Raw genomic sequence first — 18,178 nt, 5'->3', positions numbered from 1 at the left:
CGGGGTGTCAACCACTCAAATGCTCAGCGGTCCGAGCGGGCGCTCCAGGCGGCGATCTGGCTGCGGGTGGCGAAGCCGAGCTTGGTGAGGATGTGCTGGACGTGGTTCTGCGCCGTGCGTTCGGAGAGCACCAGGCGCTCAGCGATCTGCCGGTTGGTGAGGCCCTCGGCCACCAGCGCGGCCACCTCCGCCTCCCGAGGGCTGAGACCGTTCGGCGCCTCGCCGGTGCCCAGCAGCGCGGCGGTGCGGTCGGCGTACGCGGTCATGCCGAGCGATCTGACCAGCCGGTCGGCGTCGCGGGCCACGGTGAGGGCGCGGTCGCGATCACCCGCCGCGTTCCTCGCCCGCAATGCAGTGGCGAGATGAAACTCCGCCTCGGCGACGAACCCGGGCGCACCGGCGCTCTCGGCCTGGCGGACGGCCGTGGTCAGATCGTCGATCGCGGCGTCGAAGCGCCCGAGGGCCGCCGCCGCCCGTCCGAGGGCGAGTTCGGCCGGGCCCATGAAGGCGACCCCGTTGCCGACCACGTGCTCACCGCGGAACGGTTCTAGCCGCTCGAGGAGTACTGCGAGGTCGTCGTGCCGGCCGAGCCCGGCACACGCCAGCGCGGCGTACACGTAACCAGGCAGGACGAAGAACGCCGGCAGCGACCAGGTCTCCATCGGCCCGGCCTGCCGGTACGACGCGGCCGCCTCGTCCGGGAGGCCCGCACACAACTGCAGGTACGACCTGGAGAGCCGGGACATCGTCGCGAACCGAGGCGGTGGGTCGAAGGCCTGCCGGGCGAAGGCGGCCGCGTCCTCGCTGACCCCGACGTGACCCGCCAGCGAGATCAGCAGCGCGAAGTAGGCACCCGAGGCGGGCGCAGGTTCGACCACTCGCATCCGGTCGAATCCCCGCCGTGCGATCGCGGCAGCCTCGTCGTACCGACCTCGGGCCTGGGCCAGACAAGCGGCGACGCGGTCGTGGTGCCACGCGCTGACCGGTCCACCGAGTCTCTTGACCGCGACCTCCAGCGTGGGGAGTTCCTCGGCGGCTGCCGCGAGTTGTCCGCTCTCGATCAACGCGTCGAGTCGCCAGAGCTCGCCCCACATGACCGCACGCGCACTGTTCGTTCGTTGCGCCAGCGAGAGCATCTCGGAGGCGAGCTCCAGCCGCTCGGCGCGACCGGCCGGACCGGGGCACGCCTCCTGCCTGGCGCGCAACGCGTCCATCAACGCGTGGATGTCGTGCGACGTGCGAGCCAGGTCGAGAGCCTCAGCGCTCAGTACATCGAGCCGCTCCTGTTCGCCGTCGTAGAAGGCGAGGTGGCTACGTTGAGCCAGCAGCCGTGCTCGGAGGGCGTCGTCGTCCGTGATCGCGAGCGCTTCCTCGCACAGCCTCTTCGCCGTCGCGTTGATCCCCGGGTCGGGAACGGCTTCAACCACCAGGGCGGCCTCGGCCTTCTGCTCAGGACTCTGCGCCGCCTCGGCCGCCGCGGCCGCCGCCGTGACGCATCCTTGGAGATCGCCCGCGAGGTACGCAGCCCGACCGAGCGCCACCTGGATCCGGGACCGCTCCTCTGCGGGCAGGGGCGTCGTAGCCAGCGCAGCCCGATAGAGCCGAGCACCTTCCTCATAAGCAAGCCGTCGTACTGCGTCGTCCGCGGCCCGCACCATCCAAAGCCGGGCCGTCTCACCTTCCCCGTACTGCGCCAGCTCGGCGCGGTGGCGGGCGATCTCGGCGAGGTGCTCGGACAGATCCTCCGCGAACCGTGCCTCCAGTACCTCCGCCAAAGCCCGATGCAGGGCGGCCCGGTCGGCAGTCGCCAGGGACGCCTCCACCGCGTCGCGGGTGAGCGCGTGGACGAAGCGGTAATCCCCACTGTCGTTGACGCGATCGACGAATCCGAAGGCAACGGCCTCGTCGATCAGCGGCAGGCAGTCGTCGACAGGTCGGCCGATGGTTGTGGCCAGCAGGCCTATTTGGAAGTCTCGGCCGATGATCGCCCCGGCCTGCACCAACCGGCGGCAGTCTGGGCTGATCCGGTCCAGCCGCGCGCCGACGATGTCGAGCACTGTCCGCGGCGGCCGGTCGGGACGCCACGAACCGTCCGTCATTGCCCGGGCGACCTCGCGCACGAACAGCGGATTACCGCCAGTCACCTCATGCACCTGCCGGGCTTCCTCGGTGGTTGCGTCTGGCAACTGTTCGCTGACCTCCGGCACCCCGAAGCCCTTCAAAGCAAGACGTTCCGCCGACGGTGCCCGGAGCAGCTCGGGCATCAGCCGCGTGCTCGCCGGCTCGAAGTCGCGCACGGTCGCCAGCACGAGCACCGGCATCCCGCTCAATTGGTCGGCGAGATGCCTGAGCACCAGCACTGAATCCTCGTCGGCCCGGTGGATGTCATCGAGTACCACGACCAGCCCGTCGTGCCCGGCCATTTCCTCCACGACCTGGACTATGTCCTCGAAGAGCCGGAAGCGATCCTCGGTCCCCTCGCCCGAGAGGGTCCGGTCCGCGTTGATCCCCAACGACCGAAGGACCTGCCGCCACGGCCAGTACGCCGGGGCGCCTTCCGTCTCGACGCACCTGCCCCACGCGACAGTCGCCCCTGCCGCCAGCGCGATCCCCGCGAGCTCCTGGGCCAGCCGGGTCTTCCCGATCCCGGCTTCACCGCTGCAGAGGACCAGCCGTCCGGAGCCGTTGCGCGCGGCATCCAGCCAGCTGCGCAACAACCCCAGCTCGCGTTCCCGCCCGACGATCCCTTCGGCCCCGCCCCGTGCCGGCGTACTCACGCGACCAGCATCACCCGCCGCAGCTCAAACCGGAAGGAGGATCGCTGGCGGCCGGCTCTGCCCGATCGGGCAGAGAAAGGGGATTTTCAGGCACTTCCGGCCTTGCGGGCCAGGGTTCACGATGCGTAGCGGGAAGGTAGTGAGGAGACTAACCTGGGTGACGTGGGCGTCACGCGACGTGGGGGGCCATCGTCGCGCAATCGGGTCCACTGAGTGAGAAGGGGGTGGCCCGGATGAGTGAGCTGCGTGTGCAGCTGTCCGAGTCTGGAGCCGATGCCGAGCGGCTGGACACGCTGACGGGATATCTGCGGCAGGAACTGGTGCAGCTGGATGTCGGGGACGTCACCGCGCTGCGGGCCGGTCCGCCGCCGCCGGGTGCGCGCGCGATCGACGCGATCGCGATCGGTGGACTGCTGATCACCCTCACTCGCACCGCCCAGGGAGTGCGGAACGTGGTGTCCGCGATCCGCGGCTGGCTCGCCCAGGGCGACGGCAGCAAACGGACGGTGCGGCTGGAGCTCGACGGCGACGTACTCGAGCTGTCGGAAGTGTCGGAGAAGGACCAGACCCGGCTCATCGAGTTGTTCGTCAACAGGCACGCGGGACCCGAGGACGAGTGATGGACGGCCGGCGCAAGGCCCTCATCGTCGCCAACGACGAGTACGACCACGAGGGACTGCGGCACCTGCTGTCTCCCGCGGCCGACGCCGAAGCGCTGGCCGAGGTGCTGGGCGACCGGCAGATCGGCGCCTTCGAGGTGGAGACCGTTCGCAACCAGCCCGCGCACGTCATCCAGACCCACATCGAGGACCTGCTCGCCGACAGCCGCGCCGACGATGTACTGCTGCTGCACTTCTCCTGCCACGGTCTCAAGAGCGAGTCGGGCGAACTGTTCTTCGCGGCCAAGAACACCCGGCCGAACCGGCTCAGCTCCACCGCGATCTCGGCCGACTTCGTCCAGCGGTGCATGCGGGCGAGCAGGTCGCGGAGCATCGTGTTGTTGCTGGACTGCTGCTACGGCGGGGCTTTCGGTAAGGGAGTGACGGTCCGGTCGACCGGGGACGTCAACGTGGCGGACAGCTTCCCCGAGAACCGGGTCGGCGGTGGTCGCGGCCGGGCGGTGATCACGGCGTCCAGCTCGATCGAGTACGCGTTCGAAGGGGATCGGCTGGCCGACGACCAGACCCAACGGCCGTCGGTCTTCACGACGGCTCTGGTGGAAGGGCTTGCGACCGGCGACGCCGACCGCGACGAGGACGGCTGGGTTTCGCTGAACGAGCTGTACGACTACGTCTTCGACCGGGTCCGCGCGCAGACCCCGCACCAGACCCCGAGCCGCGACGTCGAGATGCAGGGCGAGCTGTATCTGGCGAGAAGCCGGCGCAAGCGCATCAAGCCGATGCCGATCCCGGCTGACCTGCAGGCCGCGATGACGGACCCGAACATGTTCTCCCGCCTCGGCGCGGTCAGCGAACTCCGCGTCCGCCTGCTCAGCGACAACCTTCCCTCGGCGGTCGGCGCCTACGAGGCCCTGGTCGAGATCGCCCGCACGGATATCCAGTACGTCGCCGACCCGGCGAAGGCGGCCCTGGCTGAGGCGGTTCTCCACCCAAGCCACGCCGAGGTCCGCTTCCCGCCGGTGGAGCAGGGCTCTGAATCCCCCGCGCAGCTCATCAACCTGCTGGGGCCGCCGATCGCCCGGGCCGCCATCCCGCACGCTGACGACTCCTGGATCCGCCTCCAGGAAGCCGCGGAAAGCTTCACCGTCACCATCGAAACCACCACCCCCGGCCCTCGCGCCGGAACCGTCACCCTCAAAGGTCCGAGCGGCGAACTGACCATCCCCGTCACCACCACCATCACCCCCGCCGCAACCCCAGCACCGCCACCGCCGGAACCAGCAGCCCCGCAACCGGCACCGCCGGAACCAGTACGGCGGCCGGCACCGCCAGAGCCAACTCCAGAAGTGAAGGTCCCGACACCGACCGCGACACCGACGCCCACCACGCCGCCGCCGGCCGCGACGCCGGCAGCGGCACCGCAGCCAACTCCTCCTCCGACGCCAATAACAACGCCAGAGCCTGCGGCCACCACCGCACCGCCACAGCACTCGCCCCAACCCACGCCCACGCAGCCGATCAAGCCCACTCAACCGGCCAAAACCACTCAACCGGCCATGACCACTCAACCGGCCAAGCCGGTTGAGGCGGCCAAGCCCGTTCAGCCAGCGAAGCCTGCTCAGCCTGGCGCTGGGTCCGTGCTCTGGGCTCTGATTCCAGTGCTGACGCTCGGCCTGTTGACGCCCGCGCCCTTCATCCATGCGGCGAGCAAGCTCAAGGAAAGCGCGCTGTGGACGGCTGCGGTGATCTACTCACTCGCCTGGCTCGTCCTCCTGATCGGACTGGGCTCGGACGCCCAGGTGATGCCGATCTTCATCCTGCTCGCGGTGATCGCCACGATCCACGCGTTCGTCCTGCGCCCCCGCGTGTTCGCCCCGGCACAACCCGCGTCCCCGCGCCCCCCACTACCCCGACCCACAGCACCTCCCCGCCAACCCGCGAAACCAGCCGAACGAGCCACTCGACTGCTCGGTACGCCGGCGCCGCGCGAACGACGTACGGCTGAAAGCGCTGCAACCGCAGCGGAAGTCGCCGTCCCGCACTTCCGCGTGGTTGCCCTGGGAGTGGCCGGTTCGGGCAAGACCGTCTACCTGTCGAGCATGTTCCACACGGTCAACGTGCCGATGCCAGGACGTTCCTACTTCCTGGAGACGAACGCCGCGCACCGCGTGTATCTCAGCAAGGTGTTCGACGAGGTCAGCGACACCTCCGAGCCCTGGCCCCGCGGTACCAGGACCGGTGAGACAAGAGAGCTCGACTTCGACTGCGTGTCGTTCGATGCCGGGGTCAGGCACACGGTCTTCAAGATCAGCTACCTCGACTACGCCGGCGAACTGCTGGAGTCCGAGCAGGAGGCCGGTTCCACCGCGCTGAGCGACCTCGAAGGGCGGATCCGGAACTCCCACGGTCTGCTCGGCATGCTCGACGGCTACCGCGTCCTGCAGTACCTGCGCAACGAGCCGGCCGGCCGCAGGTACTTCCGCAGCCAGATCCAGCCGATGACCGGCATCATGGCCGGCGCATCCTGCCCGATCCACTTCGTCCTCACCAAGTGGGACCTGGTTCGCGGCTTCGGCGAACCCGAGGACGCGGACGAGAACACCCGTCTCGACCTGGTACGAGACGCACTGCTCGAGACCGCACACCTCCGCGCGCTGGTCGAGACCCACACCTGGGGGAGTCGGGTCATCCGGCTGATCCCGGTCAGTGCCGTCGGCCCCCACTTCGCCCAGATGGATCACGAGGGCCACGTCCTCAAGCTCCCCGACGGCGAGATGAACCCGACCAACGTCGAGGTCCCGCTCACCGCGATCCTGCCGGACCTCTTCCGCCAGGTGGAGTTGTCGCTCGACGCCCCGACCCGCACGCGCCTCGCCGAGGAAGCACGATCCAGGCGTGGCCTCTCCGACGAGCAGTCCCGTACGTCGCTGGGGAATTTCGTCAACCTGCCCGCGGGTCTGGCGCTCCGGCAGAAACTCCAGGACGTGGTCGGCGGATCCTCCGGCAAAGACGTGATGGGCATGTTCCTCGACTGGATGGCCGGGGCAACGGCTGAGGACATCCGGGCCACCGGGCGGGCCAGGCAGCAGGGCAGGCTGCAGGCGCAGTCGATCGAGGCTGCCCGCGGCCGGGTCCTGACGGAGTTCGGCGAGGAGTTGGGGCGGCTGGAAAAGCGGCTTCCGGCCTCCCGGCTCAGTGGAAGGTAGGGCGAGTGTCCGATCACCCGGTGCACGGATGGGTCTTCCTGGTCGCGCGCGGTCGGCGCAAGGGCTACCAGTCCCTGCTGGTTCCCGATTTCCTTGTCCAGAGCAACGAGTACGGCGTCCTCGGGCAGGCCGCGAGCGGCGACTTCCCACCCGAGGGCGCACCCAGGTTCTCCCGGATCAACGGGCTGGCGGCGGGTGACGTGACCGTGGTCTACCTGACGCAGCGGCTCACCCCGGCTGATCTGGACGGGAGTCCCGCCGGTGGCTCGGTGACCGACGAGTTCGGGCGGCCGCTGGATCTCCTGTACGGCTTCGTGTGTCGCGGCGCCGACATCGTCGACCTCCAGCAGACAGACTTCGCCGCGGCCCGGGCGGAGGCGCTGCGGACCTATCAGCGGTTCCTTGCCGATGAGTCCGGGTTCATGGTCGAGTCCTCCAGGCCCTTCGTCCTACGCTCCGTCACGGCTCCGGCCCAGCAACAACAGCCCGTCCTGGAGCCCACCCCGGTCGGCGACGCCACCCCAGCGCCGTACCCGCTCAGTCCGCCACCTGTCCCGGAAGGCGCGGCCGTTGCTGCGCCTGCGTCTGGAAGACCGACCTTCTCCCCGGTTCTGGCGGCCGCTCTGATCGTCGCGGTCTCCCTGATCGCCTGGCTCGTGCTCTTCCGCGGCGACGACGGGAAGATCACCAAGGTCAGCTTCGTCGAGCCCTCGTCCAGCAACGTCTTCTGCACCGCGCCGTTCACGTTGCGAGCCACCGTCACGGCGGACGCGGCGACCAAGATCAAGTACCACTGGGAATCGAACATCTTCCCGCCCTCGGCACCGATCGAGAAGACGATCCCCGAAGGCGACAGCATCCTCGAAACCAAGGTGGACCTCGACGACAACGCCGACCGGGTGGAACTGACCCAGGCCCTGGTCGTCGACGAGCCGAACAACGTCAGCGGCAAATACGACTACCACCTGACGTGCAAGTAGCGGCCCGTCTCGGGCTGAGCAGGCTCCGCGAAACACCGCGTACCGGTCATCGAGGTGGCCGGGCCGCTAGCCTGGGGGATTCACTCGGCGGGCAACGGCCCGCGTGACCCTGAGGGGGATCGATGGCGATCGTTGTCCTGACGGGGCCGCCCGGGGCGGGCAAAGGGACGCAGGCGAAGGTCCTGGCCGACCGGCTCGGCGTACCGGCCATCTCCACCGGCGACATCTTCCGGGCCGGAGTGGCCGACGGGACGGAGCTCGGCGCGCGCGTCAAGCAGTACCTCGACTCGGGGGAGTACGTGCCCGACGAGCTGACCAACGAGATGGTGCGCGAACGCCTCTCCGCGGACGACACCCGCGAGGGGTTCGTCCTGGACGGCTATCCCCGCACGCTGGAACAGGTCGGCGTCCTCGACGACCTGCTCGCGGAGCACCGCCACCCGCTCGATGCGGCCGTCGTCCTGGAGGTCGGTTCCGACGAACTCGTCCAGCGCCTACTCGCCCGAGCTGCCGCCCAACACCGCTCCGACGACACCGAAGAAGTCATCCGCCACCGCCTCGAGCTCTACACCGCCCGCACCCTCCCAGTCCTCGACGCCTACCGCACCCGCAACCTGGTCATCCCCGTCAACGGCTCAGGCGACGTCACCGAGGTAAACCAGCGGATCATCGCTGCCGCGGCGCTACTGTCATAGCTGTGCGGATCCTCTATGTCGGGAACAGCTTTACGGCGCGGAACAATCTGCCTGGGCTGGTTGCTTCGCTTGCGAAGGTGCGGGGGCATGAGGTCGAGCATCGGTTGATCTCGGCGGGTGGGGCCTCGCTTCGGCAGCATTTGAACGCGGGTACTGCGTTGGAGGCGATTGCCGAGGGCGGGTATGACGTGGTGGTGCTGCAGGAGCAGAGCACTCTGCCGGTCAAGAACGCGGCTCGGATGCAGGACAGCGTTCGGGACTTCGATGCCGCCATCAAAGCCGCCGGCGCGCAGACCGCGTTGTACATGACGTGGGCGCGCAGGAACGCTCCGGAAACCCAGCAGGCGTTGACCACCGCCTACGCCGGCATCGCCGCTGAACTCGGCGCCACTCTGATCCCCGTCGGCATGGTCTGGGAACGTTTCCTCGCCACCCACGACCAGCCGCGACTCCACGACGCGGACAACAGCCACCCCGCGCTCCCCGGCAGCTACCTGGCCGCCTGCGTCTTCCTCATCACCCTCCTCAACGAGCATCCCGTCGACATCGACATCCCCGTCAAGGGCCTCGACGCAGCCACTGCCGCCCAACTCCGCGAGGCAGCGTGGACCATTTACGAAGACCTGGCCACGCAGTGACGCAGTACTGGTTCACAGGTCCTGGATGTGCAGGACGGCGCCGTTCTGCACGTCGCGGTTGAGCAGGGACCAGATGGTGCGGGCGACGTCCTCGGGTCTGGCGAGGCCGCCGCTCGCCTGGAGTTCGCGGAAGCGGCGGGCGTTCGGGACCTGCTCGTCAGCGGCCGCCCGGAGTTCTTCCTGCATGGCGGTGTCGACCGCGCCGGGCGCCACGGAGATCACCCTGCATCCAGGCTTTCGGCGTTGTTGTTCCAATCCGACGGATCGGACCCACTGGTCCACCGCGGCCTTGCCGGCGCAGTAGCTCGACTCGCCCTCGTAAGGCCGGAGCGCGGCGCCGGACGTCAACATCATCAGGTGCTGTTCGAAGTCCCGGCCGTCCACCGCTTGCAGGAAGGCGTGTCCCAGGACCTGCGCGGCCGCCGAGTTCAGCAGCACGTTCCGCGTGTACTGCGCGGTGTCGACCGTCCCGGCGGGTCCCAACGGGGTCAGGGTGCCGGCGTTGTGCACGAAGACGACCCGGTCGCCGTCGAAGTCGGCCAGCCGACGGGTGAAGTCCTCCTCGACCAGCGGCCACGACTCGGGGTCCGCGAGGTCGACCGCCACGTGCTGTGTCCCCGCCGTACCACCGCGTCGCGAGAGGTCGACGATCTCCGCCTCGAAGGGGATCGTCGCCGCCAGAGCGGCCCCGATACCGGCCGATGCTCCGGAGATCCACACGAGCATCCGGCTGAAGGCGCCCATGGCACTACTCGAGTTTCCTGTTCCGCGGGGCGGCGTGCGGAAGTTGTCGATCAGACGGCAGGCATAAGTCGCTCATGATGCAGTTCCCCCCTGCAACGCCTGGCGGTGCGCCAGTCAGAACGCAGCCTACGTCCCTCCTGCTCGCGATCGCACCAAGTTGAAGCCCTTGTTTTCTTGGAGTTTCACCCCGATTACAGCCGGGGACCAACCCGCACCGCTCAGCGACGGTGCGGGTGCTGCCAGCGGCGGTGGTGGTGCGGTCCGCCCAGTAGCGCGATCCAGAAGAAGACCCACAGGAACCATGGCGCGGCGACGGTGATGGTGGCGACGACCAGGCCGATCATCAGCACCGGCAGCAACCAGAGGATGGGTGGCGGGCCCATCCGCTGCGGACCGGACCGGAAGCCCGGCGACCACCTGTTCGGCCCCGACTGCGCCGCGGCGGGCTCCGGGAGATCGTCGAACAGCGGCGCCAGGTCGTCGTCGTACCGCGCCCGCGTCGCCTGACCGCTGCGCTCCTCGAACTCCTCCTGCGTCAGCCGCCCGGCCACGAAGTGATCACTGAGTACTGCGACCGCCTGGTCGCGTTCCGCGTCGCCGATCCGGAGCGGGCCTCGCCGCGCCGATGAGCCTCTGGGACTTGGGAGGTGCTGACTCATGACCGGTCCTGCTCGTCGTCGGCGAGGATCCCGTACAGCGTGCGGCGCAGTTCGATGAGCGCCGTGCGGGCCCGGGCCTGCTGGTCCGGAGTACCGGCGGCGAGGATCTGCCACAACGCGGTACCGACTTGTCCCAGGAGTGGCTTCAAGCCGTCCGCGTCGTCGTCGGCCGAGGCGGTCATCGCCTCCCAGGGAGCTGTCACTTCCTCAGCGTGCTCGGCGACGTAGGTGCGCCCCTCGTCGGTGAGTGAGAAGGTACGGCGCCCTGTCGCGGCGTCCGCGGTGACCAGGCCCTCGTCCTCGAGCTGCGACAGGGTCGGGTAGATGGAGCCCGGGCTGGGCTTCCAGGCGCCGCCGCTGCGCGACGCGATCTCCTGGATGATCTGGTAGCCGTTCATCGGCTGCTCGGCGAGCACCGCGAGGATCGCGGCCCGGACGTCACCGCGCCGTGCCTTGGGCCCACGCCAGCCGCGTGGCCCACCCTGCGCCCACGGCGGCCCGAACATCGATCCGCCGAACATGCCCCACTGGGAGCCGAACGGATTCGGCCCGCCATGGGTGCCAGGTCCGCCATGTCCACCGTGGACGCGCCGGCCGCCCATGGCGGCGAACAACTCCCGCTTGATGTCCTCCACGATCGAGCAATGCTGCGCGACCCGCTGCTGCCAGGGCCACCCACCCACGTACGCCGATCCGGTCATCCCAACCACCGTCCCTCACGAAGTGCCGCTGCGATAGGTCAACGATATATCGCGAAACAACACCACCCAAGGGCCTTCACCCGTCCGCCGTCCCACCCCTGCCGCGAAGGTGGACAGCCCGGACTAGGCCGCGTTCAGCACGACGTTGGATGCGGTCGCGGTGAGCAGGACCGCCTGGCCGTCGACCGCGATCTGCTTCAGCGACGCCCCGAACGGCAGTTCCGGGATCTCGAGGCCCCGGGCGAGCAGGTTGTTGATCGCGTTCCGCACGACGGACGGCACCGTGCTCGGCAGCTCGCCCACCGTCAGCCTGATCCGCCCGTTCTGCGCCTGCGGCTGGATCGTCGCGCGGGTCTCGACACCCCGGACGGTCACTCGTGCCTGCAACTTCCCGCCGACGATCTGCAACGAGAGCCCGTCCAGCCCGCTGGTCCGAGCGACCTTCGTGAGCGCGGCAGGTGACAACCGGAGGTGGACGTCGGCCGTCCCTACGTTCACGGGCGCACTCGTGTCCCCGGTCAGCAGTTCGCGCGGTACCTGGATCGAGTTCATCACCACGGTCAGGTCCTCCGCCGGCACCTTGGAGATCGTCGGCTGATCCATCGTCAGCGTGATCTGCGAGAACTCGCCCCGGGCGACCTGAGGCAGGAACCCGAAGCCGCCGACCTCGACTGACGTTTCCGCCGCCTGCACGTCGTACTGCGCTGCCTCGTCCGCCGCCATCGTCGCCAGTTGGCCCTCGGCGAACGACTCCGCCACCCGATCGGCGACCACCAGCAGGCCCACCAGCACCACCAGCACGACGATCAGCGACCTGAACCGCCGCCGCGGTCTCCTCGACGCCATCAAAGCCTTCCCAAGGTCGCCCACCGAACCGGGCCCACAATAGAGCCTGGCCCCGAACCTCCCGGCGTAGCGTGCCCCCATGGACCAGATCGGCTACGTCATCCTCTACGTCTCCGACCTCGACGCGTCCATCGCCTTCTACCGCGACATCCTCGGTCTGCCGCACAAGTTCACCGACGCCGGCTTCGCCGAGTTCGCCACCAAAGGCACCCGCTTCGCCCTGTACGAACGCCGCCGGGCCGAGTGGCTGACGGCCCACCCGGTGACCCCAGGTCCAGCCGCCGAGATCGTGCTCGTGGTCGACAACGTGGACACCGAGGCAGCTCGACTGACTACGCTGCAGGTCCCGATCCTCAGCCCCCCTGCCGATCGCCCCTGGGGCCACCGAACCCTGCACATCTCCGACCCCGACGGCTTCGTCGTCGAACTGGCCCAGGAGATCCCGCGCCGGCGAGTACGCAGTACCTGATCAGTCCTTGGTGGGCCGGGGGACGTCGTGCGCCAGGTCGTAGGAGTAGTCGCCCTCGTACTCCGGTGTCGCCGTGACCACTGGTTCGTGGTCCTCCTGACTCGGCGGGGTGGCCGGGGCGGCTCCGTGCCCTGTCTCGTGGGCGAGGTCGTACTCGAGATCCGTGCCGGGGTCCGAGATGTCCTGGGGTTCCTGACTGCTCACGACTGAGCTCACCGCCTTCACCTGGGTCTCTCCAGTATTCACGCTCGTCAGGGAGTCGCCTGATGGAGCGCGGCGGCGACGGCTTCGACGGCGGGTGTCCGGGTCGCTCGGGTGAGGAGGAAGACCTCGCGGTCGATCGCTCCCTCGGCGAACGATCGCACCGCGACGCCGGGCGTGCCGTAGCCGACCACGAGGTCGGGCAGCAGTGCGCAGGCGCCCGCCGTGCGGACCAGTTCCACCAGGATCAGGAAATCGTCCGACGCGTAGCGCAGATCCGGTTCGAACCCGCCGAGCTCCCGGCACGCGCGGATCTGCATCTCGCGATGACCTGTGCCCGGCTGGCAGGCGGCCCACCGGGCATCGGCCAGTTGCGCCATCCGCACCCGGCTCTGGCTCGCCTGCGGATGCGTTTCGGGCAGGGCGACGCGCACCTGCTCTCGCACCAGCGACTCCCGGGTGAGATCGCTGTGGACGGGACGCGGCTGGCCGGAGTACTCGTCGCCGACCACCGCGTCGAGCTGCCGCAGGCGAAGGGCCGGTACCGACTCCTCGACCTCCGCCTCGGTCACCTCGACGCGGATGTCGGGATGGCTCCGCGCCAGCGCGGCGACGGCAGGCGCCACGATGCGCAGGAACGCCGACTGGAACGCCGACACCCGTACTACGCCGGCCGGGTGCCCGGCCGCGATCGCGGCCACCTCCGCCTCGGCCGCCTCCACGCCGTCGAGCAGTGTGGCCGCATGCCGAACGAGCACGCGGCCCGCGTCGGTGAGCCGCACGTTGCGGCCGGTGCGCTCGAGCAACTTGGCGCCGGCCTCACGCTCGAGCACCGCCAGCTGCTGGGAGATCGCGCTCGGGGTGTAGCCCAGCGCCCGGGCCGCGCCGTGGACGGTCCCACGGGCGTCCAGTTCGCGCAGCAGTCTGAGTCGGCGAAGGTCGAGCATCGTTCACAAAAGCTACCTGGTTTCGTGCACAAAGAGGAGATGGACGTGAACAGTTGCCCGCTGTCAGCATCGTCACGTGGGACCTCTCCTCTGCCTCCTCTCGGCCGTTTGCTTCGGCGCCATGGCGATCTTCGGCAAGCTTGCGTACAACGCGCAGGTCGACGTCGGGGATCTGCTGCTCATCCGCTTCGCGATCGCGGCCGCGCTGCTGCTGGTCGTGGCCGGCGCGACCGGCGCTCTGCGTGGGCTGCCGCGCCGATCGGTGGCCGCCGGGCTCGCGATGGGCGGCATCGGCTACGCGACGCAGTCCGGACTGTTCTTCGGCGCGCTCGAGCGGATGGACGCCTCCCTGCTCGCGCTGATCCTCTACGTCTACCCGGCCCTCGTGATGGTCGGCGCCATCGCACTCGGCCGGGAACGGGCGTCGACCCGCAGGATCGCCGCGCTGCTGATCGCCTCCGTCGGGACCGCCCTCGTCCTCGGTGGCGCAGCCTCAGGCAGCCTGGACGCCGTCGGTACGGCGATGGGCTTCGGCGCCGCGCTCGCCTACACCGTCTACATCCTCGCCGGCGACCGTGTCGGCCAGGGGATGCCACCGCTCGCCCTGACCGCCCTCGTCTGCACCGGCGCGACCTGCACGTTCGCCCTGGCCTCCGCGGTCCGCGGCGGCCCGAACCTCACCTTCGGCGCCGCCGGCTGGATCTGGCTGATCGCGATAGCGCTGATCAGCACTGTGGCCGCAATCCTCTTGTTCTTCGCGGGTCTGAACCGAGTCGGCCCTTCGACGGCATCGATCCTGTCGACCCTGGAGCCAGTAGTGACAGTCACCCTTGCAGCAACAGCCTTCAACGAGTCCCTGGGTGCCGTGCAACTACTCGGCGGTGTCTTGGTCCTCAGCGCGGTAGCGGTGATCCAGTGGCCCGCGCGTCGTCGTCAGGCGTCGACCTTGAACGGATCATGCTCAGCCAGCAACTTGTCCAGCCTGGCCTGATCGACGCGATTGGTCACCACTGACAGTTCCTGCCGGTCCCGCACCACCTTGCAGAGCGTGACCGTCGACGTGACCAGGTACAACAGGCCAAGCCCCAGGAAGGCCCGGACCCACCCAGCAGCAGGTAGGTAGACCAGGGCAAGCCCCATCGAGGTCAGCGAGATGGCGAACGACGCGATCGCCTGGGCGTAGAAGGCGGAGGTCTGCGAGGGCTGAATCGTTTTCGTCATGCGCTCATCGTCAGGCGCGGCGGGCCCCACCACATGCGGTGAACTACTCAACCCCCCACCGGAACGACGGGTCCGGCAGATTCTTTGCCTTAGGCAATTTATCGCTACCACGGCCGGCAGTTGGTGGCGCCGGGCCGTCCGCCACAATCGGGGGATGGCCAAACGTTCCGCCCGCCGGCCGGCGGTCTCTGCGCTGTCGCCCGTGGCGCCCTGCCCGTGTGGCCTCGACGCCACCTACGGAGACTGCTGTGGCGCGCTGCACCAGGGCCGGAGTACGGCAGCGACGGCAGAGCGACTGATGCGCTCCCGATACAGCGCTTTCGCCGTCCGCGACGCTCGCTACCTGCTGCGCACCTGGTCCGCCGAGACCCGGCCGCCCGCGTTGCGGTTCGACGACAACATCGAGTGGACCGGCCTCGACATCCTGAGCACGACCGGTGGTAGCGCCTTCCACACCGAGGGAACCGTGGAGTTCCGCGCGCACTTCACGTTCGACGGCCGGCCTGACAGCCAACACGAGAACAGCCGCTTCAGTCGCGAAGACGGCCAGTGGGTCTACGTAGAACCACTACCAGAGCAAACCGGATAGCGCTTAGTCTGTGGAGGTTGCTGGGCGACCTGCGGAGCGTCGTACTGCGGTCGGCCGGCAACGACCTTGACCGCTGAGTCGGAGGCGGATGCCGGTGGAGAAACGCGGCGAGACGTCCGTCTGGGGAGGGCTTGGGCGATTGCGTGGTCGCCGTGCCGAGTGCGCGGTGCTCGACGAGTTGGTTGCCGCTGTTCACTCGGGTGCCGGCCGCTCGCTGGTACTGCACGGCGACGCCGGCGTCGGCAAGACGGCCCTGCTGGGGTACGCGGTGGACAGTGCGTCGGAGCTGCGAGTGCTCCACGCCGTCGGGGTCGAGTCGGAGATGGAGCTGGCGTTCGCGGCGTTGCACCAGCTGTGTACGCCGATGCTTGATCGGCTGGACAAGCTTCCGGGCCCGCAGCGGGACGCGCTGGGCGCGGTTTTCGGCCTGCGCGACGGCGGACCGCCGGATCGCTTTCTCGTCGGGCTGGCCGTGTTGAGCCTGCTGTCCGAGCTCGCGGACGAGGGTCCGTTGCTGTGCGTGGTGGATGACGCGCAATGGCTGGACTGGGCCTCCGCACAGGTGCTGGGCATCGTGGCGCGGCGATTGATGGCCGAGCCGGTGGGCTTGCTGTTCGCGACGCGAGCGTCCGGCGTGGAGTTGCGGGCGCTGCCGGAGCTCGAGGTCCAGGGGTTGCGCAGGGGTGAGGCGCGCGCCCTGCTGGACTCGGCCGTCCGGTTCGTGCTGGACGAGCGGGTCCGGGACCGCATCGTGGCCGAGACCGGCGGGAATCCGCTGGCGCTGCTCGAGCTGCCCCGCGGGCTGACTGTGGCGCAGTTGGCCGGTGGCTTCGGGCTGCTGGGCGCGCAGGCGTTGCCCGGGCGGATCGAGGACAGCTTCCTGGCGCGGATCGAGCGGCTGCCCGAGCAGACCCGGCTGTTGTTGCTGGTCGCGGCGGCGGAGTCGGTCGGCGACCCTTTGCTGGTCTGGCGGGCGGCCGAACGGCTGGGTGTCGGGACCACGGCGGCGACCAGCGCCGAGGCGGACGGGTTGTTGGTGATCGGCGCCCGGGTGATCTTTCGTCATCCGCTGGTGCGCTCGGCGGTGTACCGCTCGGCATCGCCCCGGGATCGTCGCGCAGTGCACCTGGCACTGGCCGAGGTGACGGACCTGGCGATCGACCCCGACCGCCGGGTCTGGCATCTGGCCGCAGCGGCGATGGGACCTGACGAGGCGGTCGCAGCTGAGCTCGAACGCTCATCCGGGCGAGCGCAGGCGCGTGGCGGACTCGCGGCCGCGGCAGCGTTCCGGCAGCGCTCGGTCGCGCTGACGGGAGACCTCACGGCCCGCGCGGATCGCGCTCTGGCCGCCGCGCAGGTCAGCCTGCACGCGGGAGAGTTCGAGTCCGCGCTCGGGCTGTTGGCCACCGCGGAGGCAGGAGAGCTCGACGAGTTCCAGCGCGCACGGGCCAACCTGCTGCACGGACAGATCGCATTCGCCTCGGGACACGGCAGCGACGCCCCTCCGCTGCTGCTGAAAGCCGCGAAGCAGCTCGAGCCGTTCGATCTCGAACTCGCGCGGGAGACCTACCTCGACGCCTGGGGTGCGGCCCTGTTCGCCGGCCGGCTGGCCACCGCCGGCAGCCTCCGCGAGGCTTCGCGCGCGGCCAGAGCCCTCCCGGCCGCTGACCCTCCGCGTCCGTCCGACCTGCTCCTGGACGGCCTGGCAACGTTGGTGACCGAAGGCCGCACTGCGGCAGCCCCCTTGCTCAGAAGGGCGACGAACTCCTTCGCCGCCGAGGAGATCTCCGCGGCGGACAACTTCCGGTGGGGCTGGTTGACGACGGTGCCGTCCAACGTGCTCTGGGACGAGCAGAGCTGGAACGCGATCAACGTCCGCCAGTTGCGGTCGGCCCGCGCGGCAGGTGCGCTCGCCCGGCTGCCGATCGACCTGACCGCCCTGGCCATTCTGGTCACCTGGCGGGGTGGCTTCACGGAGGCCGAAGCGGCGATCGCGGAGCTCGACGCCGTCGTCGAGGCAACCGAGACCCACATCGCGCCGTACAGCGCGATGCTGCTCGCCGCTTTCCGCGGACGGGCGGCTGAGGCGTCCGCGCTGATCACGACCGCCGCCGAGGACGCGGCCGCCGGCGGGCAGGGAATCGGCGTCCAGTACGCCGAGTGGGCCTCCGCGATTCTGTTCAACGGCCTCGGCCGGTACCAGGAGGCGCTGACCGCGAGCCGGCAGGCGAGCGCGGACACCCCAGAGCTGTTTCTCTCCGCTTGGTCGCTGCCCGAGCTCGTCGAGGCCGGCGTCAGATGCGGGGAGAGGCAGCTCGCCGCCGGTGCTCTCGAGCGCCTGGTGGAAGCGACGGGTGCGGCCGGCACCGACTGGGCGCTGGGAATCGAGGCCCGTTCGCACGCCCTGCTGAGCGAGGGGAAGATCGCCGAGGGTTTCTACCGGGAGGCGATCGATCGCTTGAAGCGGACGCGGATCCGTCCGGAACTCGCTCGCACGCACCTGCTGTATGGCGAGTGGTTGCGTCGCGAGAATCGCCGCGTCGACGCGCGAGGCGAGCTGCGCGTCGCGCACGACCTGCTGAGCACGATCGGCATGGAGGCGTTCGCCGACCGCGCCCGGCGCGAACTCCTCTCCACCGGAGAGACGATCAGCAAACGCAGCGCCGGGACCGAACGTGACGAGCTGACGCCACAGGAGAAGCGGATCGCCCTGCTCGCGCGCGACGGCCTCTCCAACCCGGAAGTCGGCGCCCGCCTGTTCCTCAGCCCCCGCACGGTGGAATGGCACCTCCGCAAGGTCTTCGCCAAGCTCGCCATCAGCTCCCGCAAGGAACTCCGCGAAGCCATCCGCGGCGCCGAGACCTAGGCGTCGAGCGTCATCCCTG

The 18,178-nt window shown here is 69.4% G+C and carries 17 protein-coding genes; 9 read left to right on the top strand and 8 right to left on the bottom strand.

Going from position 1 to position 18,178, the window contains the following annotated elements; all coding sequences use genetic code 11:
• Nucleotides 1-23: 23 nt before the first annotated feature.
• Entirely contained in the window at nucleotides 24-2,777 is a 2,754-nt protein-coding gene (locus tag EV648_RS36100; RefSeq protein ID WP_241995938.1) for an AAA family ATPase, read from the bottom strand.
• Nucleotides 2,778-3,010: 233 nt separating this feature from the next.
• On the opposite strand from EV648_RS36100, the gene EV648_RS36095 reads away from it, so the two are divergent.
• From EV648_RS36095 to EV648_RS36075, 5 genes are all read left to right on the top strand, one after another.
• Nucleotides 3,011-3,397: a hypothetical protein gene (locus tag EV648_RS36095; RefSeq protein ID WP_199235019.1), complete on the top strand. Its 387-nt coding sequence runs from the start codon at nucleotides 3,011-3,013 to the stop codon at nucleotides 3,395-3,397.
• On the top strand, nucleotides 3,397-6,603 hold the full coding sequence (locus EV648_RS43495; RefSeq protein WP_199235018.1) for a caspase family protein: 3,207 nt from the start codon (nucleotides 3,397-3,399) through the stop codon (nucleotides 6,601-6,603). Before EV648_RS36095 ends, EV648_RS43495 begins: the two co-directional genes overlap by 1 nt.
• A gap of 5 nt (nucleotides 6,604-6,608) precedes the next feature.
• Entirely contained in the window at nucleotides 6,609-7,583 is a 975-nt protein-coding gene (locus tag EV648_RS36085) for a hypothetical protein (protein ID WP_132299885.1), read from the top strand.
• Between the two features lie 122 nt (nucleotides 7,584-7,705).
• Entirely contained in the window at nucleotides 7,706-8,278 is a 573-nt protein-coding gene (locus EV648_RS36080; RefSeq protein ID WP_132299883.1) for an adenylate kinase, read from the top strand.
• A gap of 2 nt (nucleotides 8,279-8,280) precedes the next feature.
• Nucleotides 8,281-8,916, top strand: coding sequence for an SGNH/GDSL hydrolase family protein (locus tag EV648_RS36075; RefSeq protein WP_132299881.1), 636 nt, complete (start codon nucleotides 8,281-8,283; stop codon nucleotides 8,914-8,916).
• Nucleotides 8,917-8,928: 12 nt separating this feature from the next.
• Here EV648_RS36075 and EV648_RS36070 read toward each other — a convergent pair whose 3' ends face one another.
• The 4 genes from EV648_RS36070 to EV648_RS36055 form a co-directional block, all read right to left on the bottom strand.
• Nucleotides 8,929-9,660, bottom strand: coding sequence for an SDR family NAD(P)-dependent oxidoreductase (locus EV648_RS36070; protein WP_132299879.1), 732 nt, complete (start codon nucleotides 9,658-9,660; stop codon nucleotides 8,929-8,931).
• Between the two features lie 218 nt (nucleotides 9,661-9,878).
• Nucleotides 9,879-10,319, bottom strand: coding sequence for a DUF1707 domain-containing protein (locus tag EV648_RS36065; protein WP_132299877.1), 441 nt, complete (start codon nucleotides 10,317-10,319; stop codon nucleotides 9,879-9,881).
• The gene (locus EV648_RS36060; RefSeq protein WP_132299875.1) at nucleotides 10,316-11,020 is read right to left on the bottom strand and encodes a PadR family transcriptional regulator; all 705 of its coding nucleotides are present in this window, start codon (nucleotides 11,018-11,020) and stop codon (nucleotides 10,316-10,318) included. Before EV648_RS36060 ends, EV648_RS36065 begins: the two co-directional genes overlap by 4 nt.
• Before the next feature lie 123 nt (nucleotides 11,021-11,143).
• Nucleotides 11,144-11,866 (bottom strand): DUF2993 domain-containing protein, encoded by a 723-nt coding sequence (locus EV648_RS36055; protein WP_132299873.1) that lies wholly within the window; start codon nucleotides 11,864-11,866, stop codon nucleotides 11,144-11,146.
• A 79-nt stretch (nucleotides 11,867-11,945) separates the two neighbouring features.
• Here EV648_RS36055 and EV648_RS36050 point away from each other — a divergent pair, with 79 nt between their 5' ends.
• Entirely contained in the window at nucleotides 11,946-12,335 is a 390-nt protein-coding gene (locus tag EV648_RS36050; protein WP_132299871.1) for a VOC family protein, read from the top strand.
• On the opposite strand, the gene EV648_RS36045 is transcribed toward EV648_RS36050, so the two are convergent.
• Nucleotides 12,336-12,551 carry a hypothetical protein gene (locus tag EV648_RS36045; protein WP_132299869.1) on the bottom strand — a complete coding sequence of 72 codons (216 nt, stop codon included), beginning with the start codon at nucleotides 12,549-12,551 and terminating at the stop codon, nucleotides 12,336-12,338.
• 35 nt (nucleotides 12,552-12,586) lie between these two features.
• The gene (locus EV648_RS36040; protein WP_132299867.1) at nucleotides 12,587-13,483 is read right to left on the bottom strand and encodes a LysR family transcriptional regulator; all 897 of its coding nucleotides are present in this window, start codon (nucleotides 13,481-13,483) and stop codon (nucleotides 12,587-12,589) included.
• Between the two features lie 76 nt (nucleotides 13,484-13,559).
• On the opposite strand from EV648_RS36040, the gene EV648_RS36035 reads away from it, so the two are divergent.
• On the top strand, nucleotides 13,560-14,474 hold the full coding sequence (locus EV648_RS36035) for a DMT family transporter (protein WP_132299866.1): 915 nt from the start codon (nucleotides 13,560-13,562) through the stop codon (nucleotides 14,472-14,474).
• On the opposite strand, the gene EV648_RS36030 is transcribed toward EV648_RS36035, so the two are convergent.
• A complete protein-coding gene (locus EV648_RS36030; RefSeq protein ID WP_132299864.1) occupies nucleotides 14,417-14,704 on the bottom strand; it encodes a YiaA/YiaB family inner membrane protein in 288 nt (95 codons plus the stop codon). The genes EV648_RS36035 and EV648_RS36030 overlap by 58 nt on opposite strands.
• 154 nt (nucleotides 14,705-14,858) lie before the next feature.
• Here EV648_RS36030 and EV648_RS36025 point away from each other — a divergent pair, with 154 nt between their 5' ends.
• Both EV648_RS36025 and EV648_RS36020 read left to right on the top strand, forming a co-directional pair.
• Nucleotides 14,859-15,293 carry a YchJ family protein gene (locus EV648_RS36025; protein ID WP_132299862.1) on the top strand — a complete coding sequence of 145 codons (435 nt, stop codon included), beginning with the start codon at nucleotides 14,859-14,861 and terminating at the stop codon, nucleotides 15,291-15,293.
• Nucleotides 15,294-15,387: 94 nt separating this feature from the next.
• On the top strand, nucleotides 15,388-18,159 hold the full coding sequence (locus EV648_RS36020; RefSeq protein ID WP_241995935.1) for an AAA family ATPase: 2,772 nt from the start codon (nucleotides 15,388-15,390) through the stop codon (nucleotides 18,157-18,159).
• Nucleotides 18,160-18,178 lie beyond the last annotated feature (19 nt).

The sequence above is a fragment of the Kribbella sp. VKM Ac-2568 genome (assembly GCF_004345365.1).
GTDB lineage: Bacteria > Actinomycetota > Actinomycetes > Propionibacteriales > Kribbellaceae > Kribbella > Kribbella orskensis.
The sequence above is the reverse complement of the archived record's forward strand: the minus strand, read 5'-3'. Positions and strand labels throughout refer to the sequence as shown.

Bases quoted from the DNA above. Each gene is read 5' to 3' on its own strand.
- EV648_RS36050 (WP_132299871.1), top strand. From the start codon at position 11,946: ATGGACCAGATCGGCTACGTCATCCTCTACGTCTCCGACCTCGACGCG.
- EV648_RS36070 (WP_132299879.1), bottom strand. From the start codon at position 9,660: ATGGGCGCCTTCAGCCGGATGCTCGTGTGGATCTCCGGAGCATCGGCC.
- EV648_RS36065 (WP_132299877.1), bottom strand. From the start codon at position 10,319: ATGAGTCAGCACCTCCCAAGTCCCAGAGGCTCATCGGCGCGGCGAGGC.
- EV648_RS36060 (WP_132299875.1), bottom strand. From the start codon at position 11,020: ATGACCGGATCGGCGTACGTGGGTGGGTGGCCCTGGCAGCAGCGGGTC.
- EV648_RS36040 (WP_132299867.1), bottom strand. From the start codon at position 13,483: ATGCTCGACCTTCGCCGACTCAGACTGCTGCGCGAACTGGACGCCCGT.
- EV648_RS36030 (WP_132299864.1), bottom strand. From the start codon at position 14,704: ATGACGAAAACGATTCAGCCCTCGCAGACCTCCGCCTTCTACGCCCAG.
- EV648_RS43495 (WP_199235018.1), top strand. From the start codon at position 3,397: ATGGACGGCCGGCGCAAGGCCCTCATCGTCGCCAACGACGAGTACGAC.
- EV648_RS36025 (WP_132299862.1), top strand. From the start codon at position 14,859: ATGGCCAAACGTTCCGCCCGCCGGCCGGCGGTCTCTGCGCTGTCGCCC.
- EV648_RS36055 (WP_132299873.1), bottom strand. From the start codon at position 11,866: ATGGCGTCGAGGAGACCGCGGCGGCGGTTCAGGTCGCTGATCGTCGTG.
- EV648_RS36095 (WP_199235019.1), top strand. From the start codon at position 3,011: ATGAGTGAGCTGCGTGTGCAGCTGTCCGAGTCTGGAGCCGATGCCGAG.
- EV648_RS36080 (WP_132299883.1), top strand. From the start codon at position 7,706: ATGGCGATCGTTGTCCTGACGGGGCCGCCCGGGGCGGGCAAAGGGACG.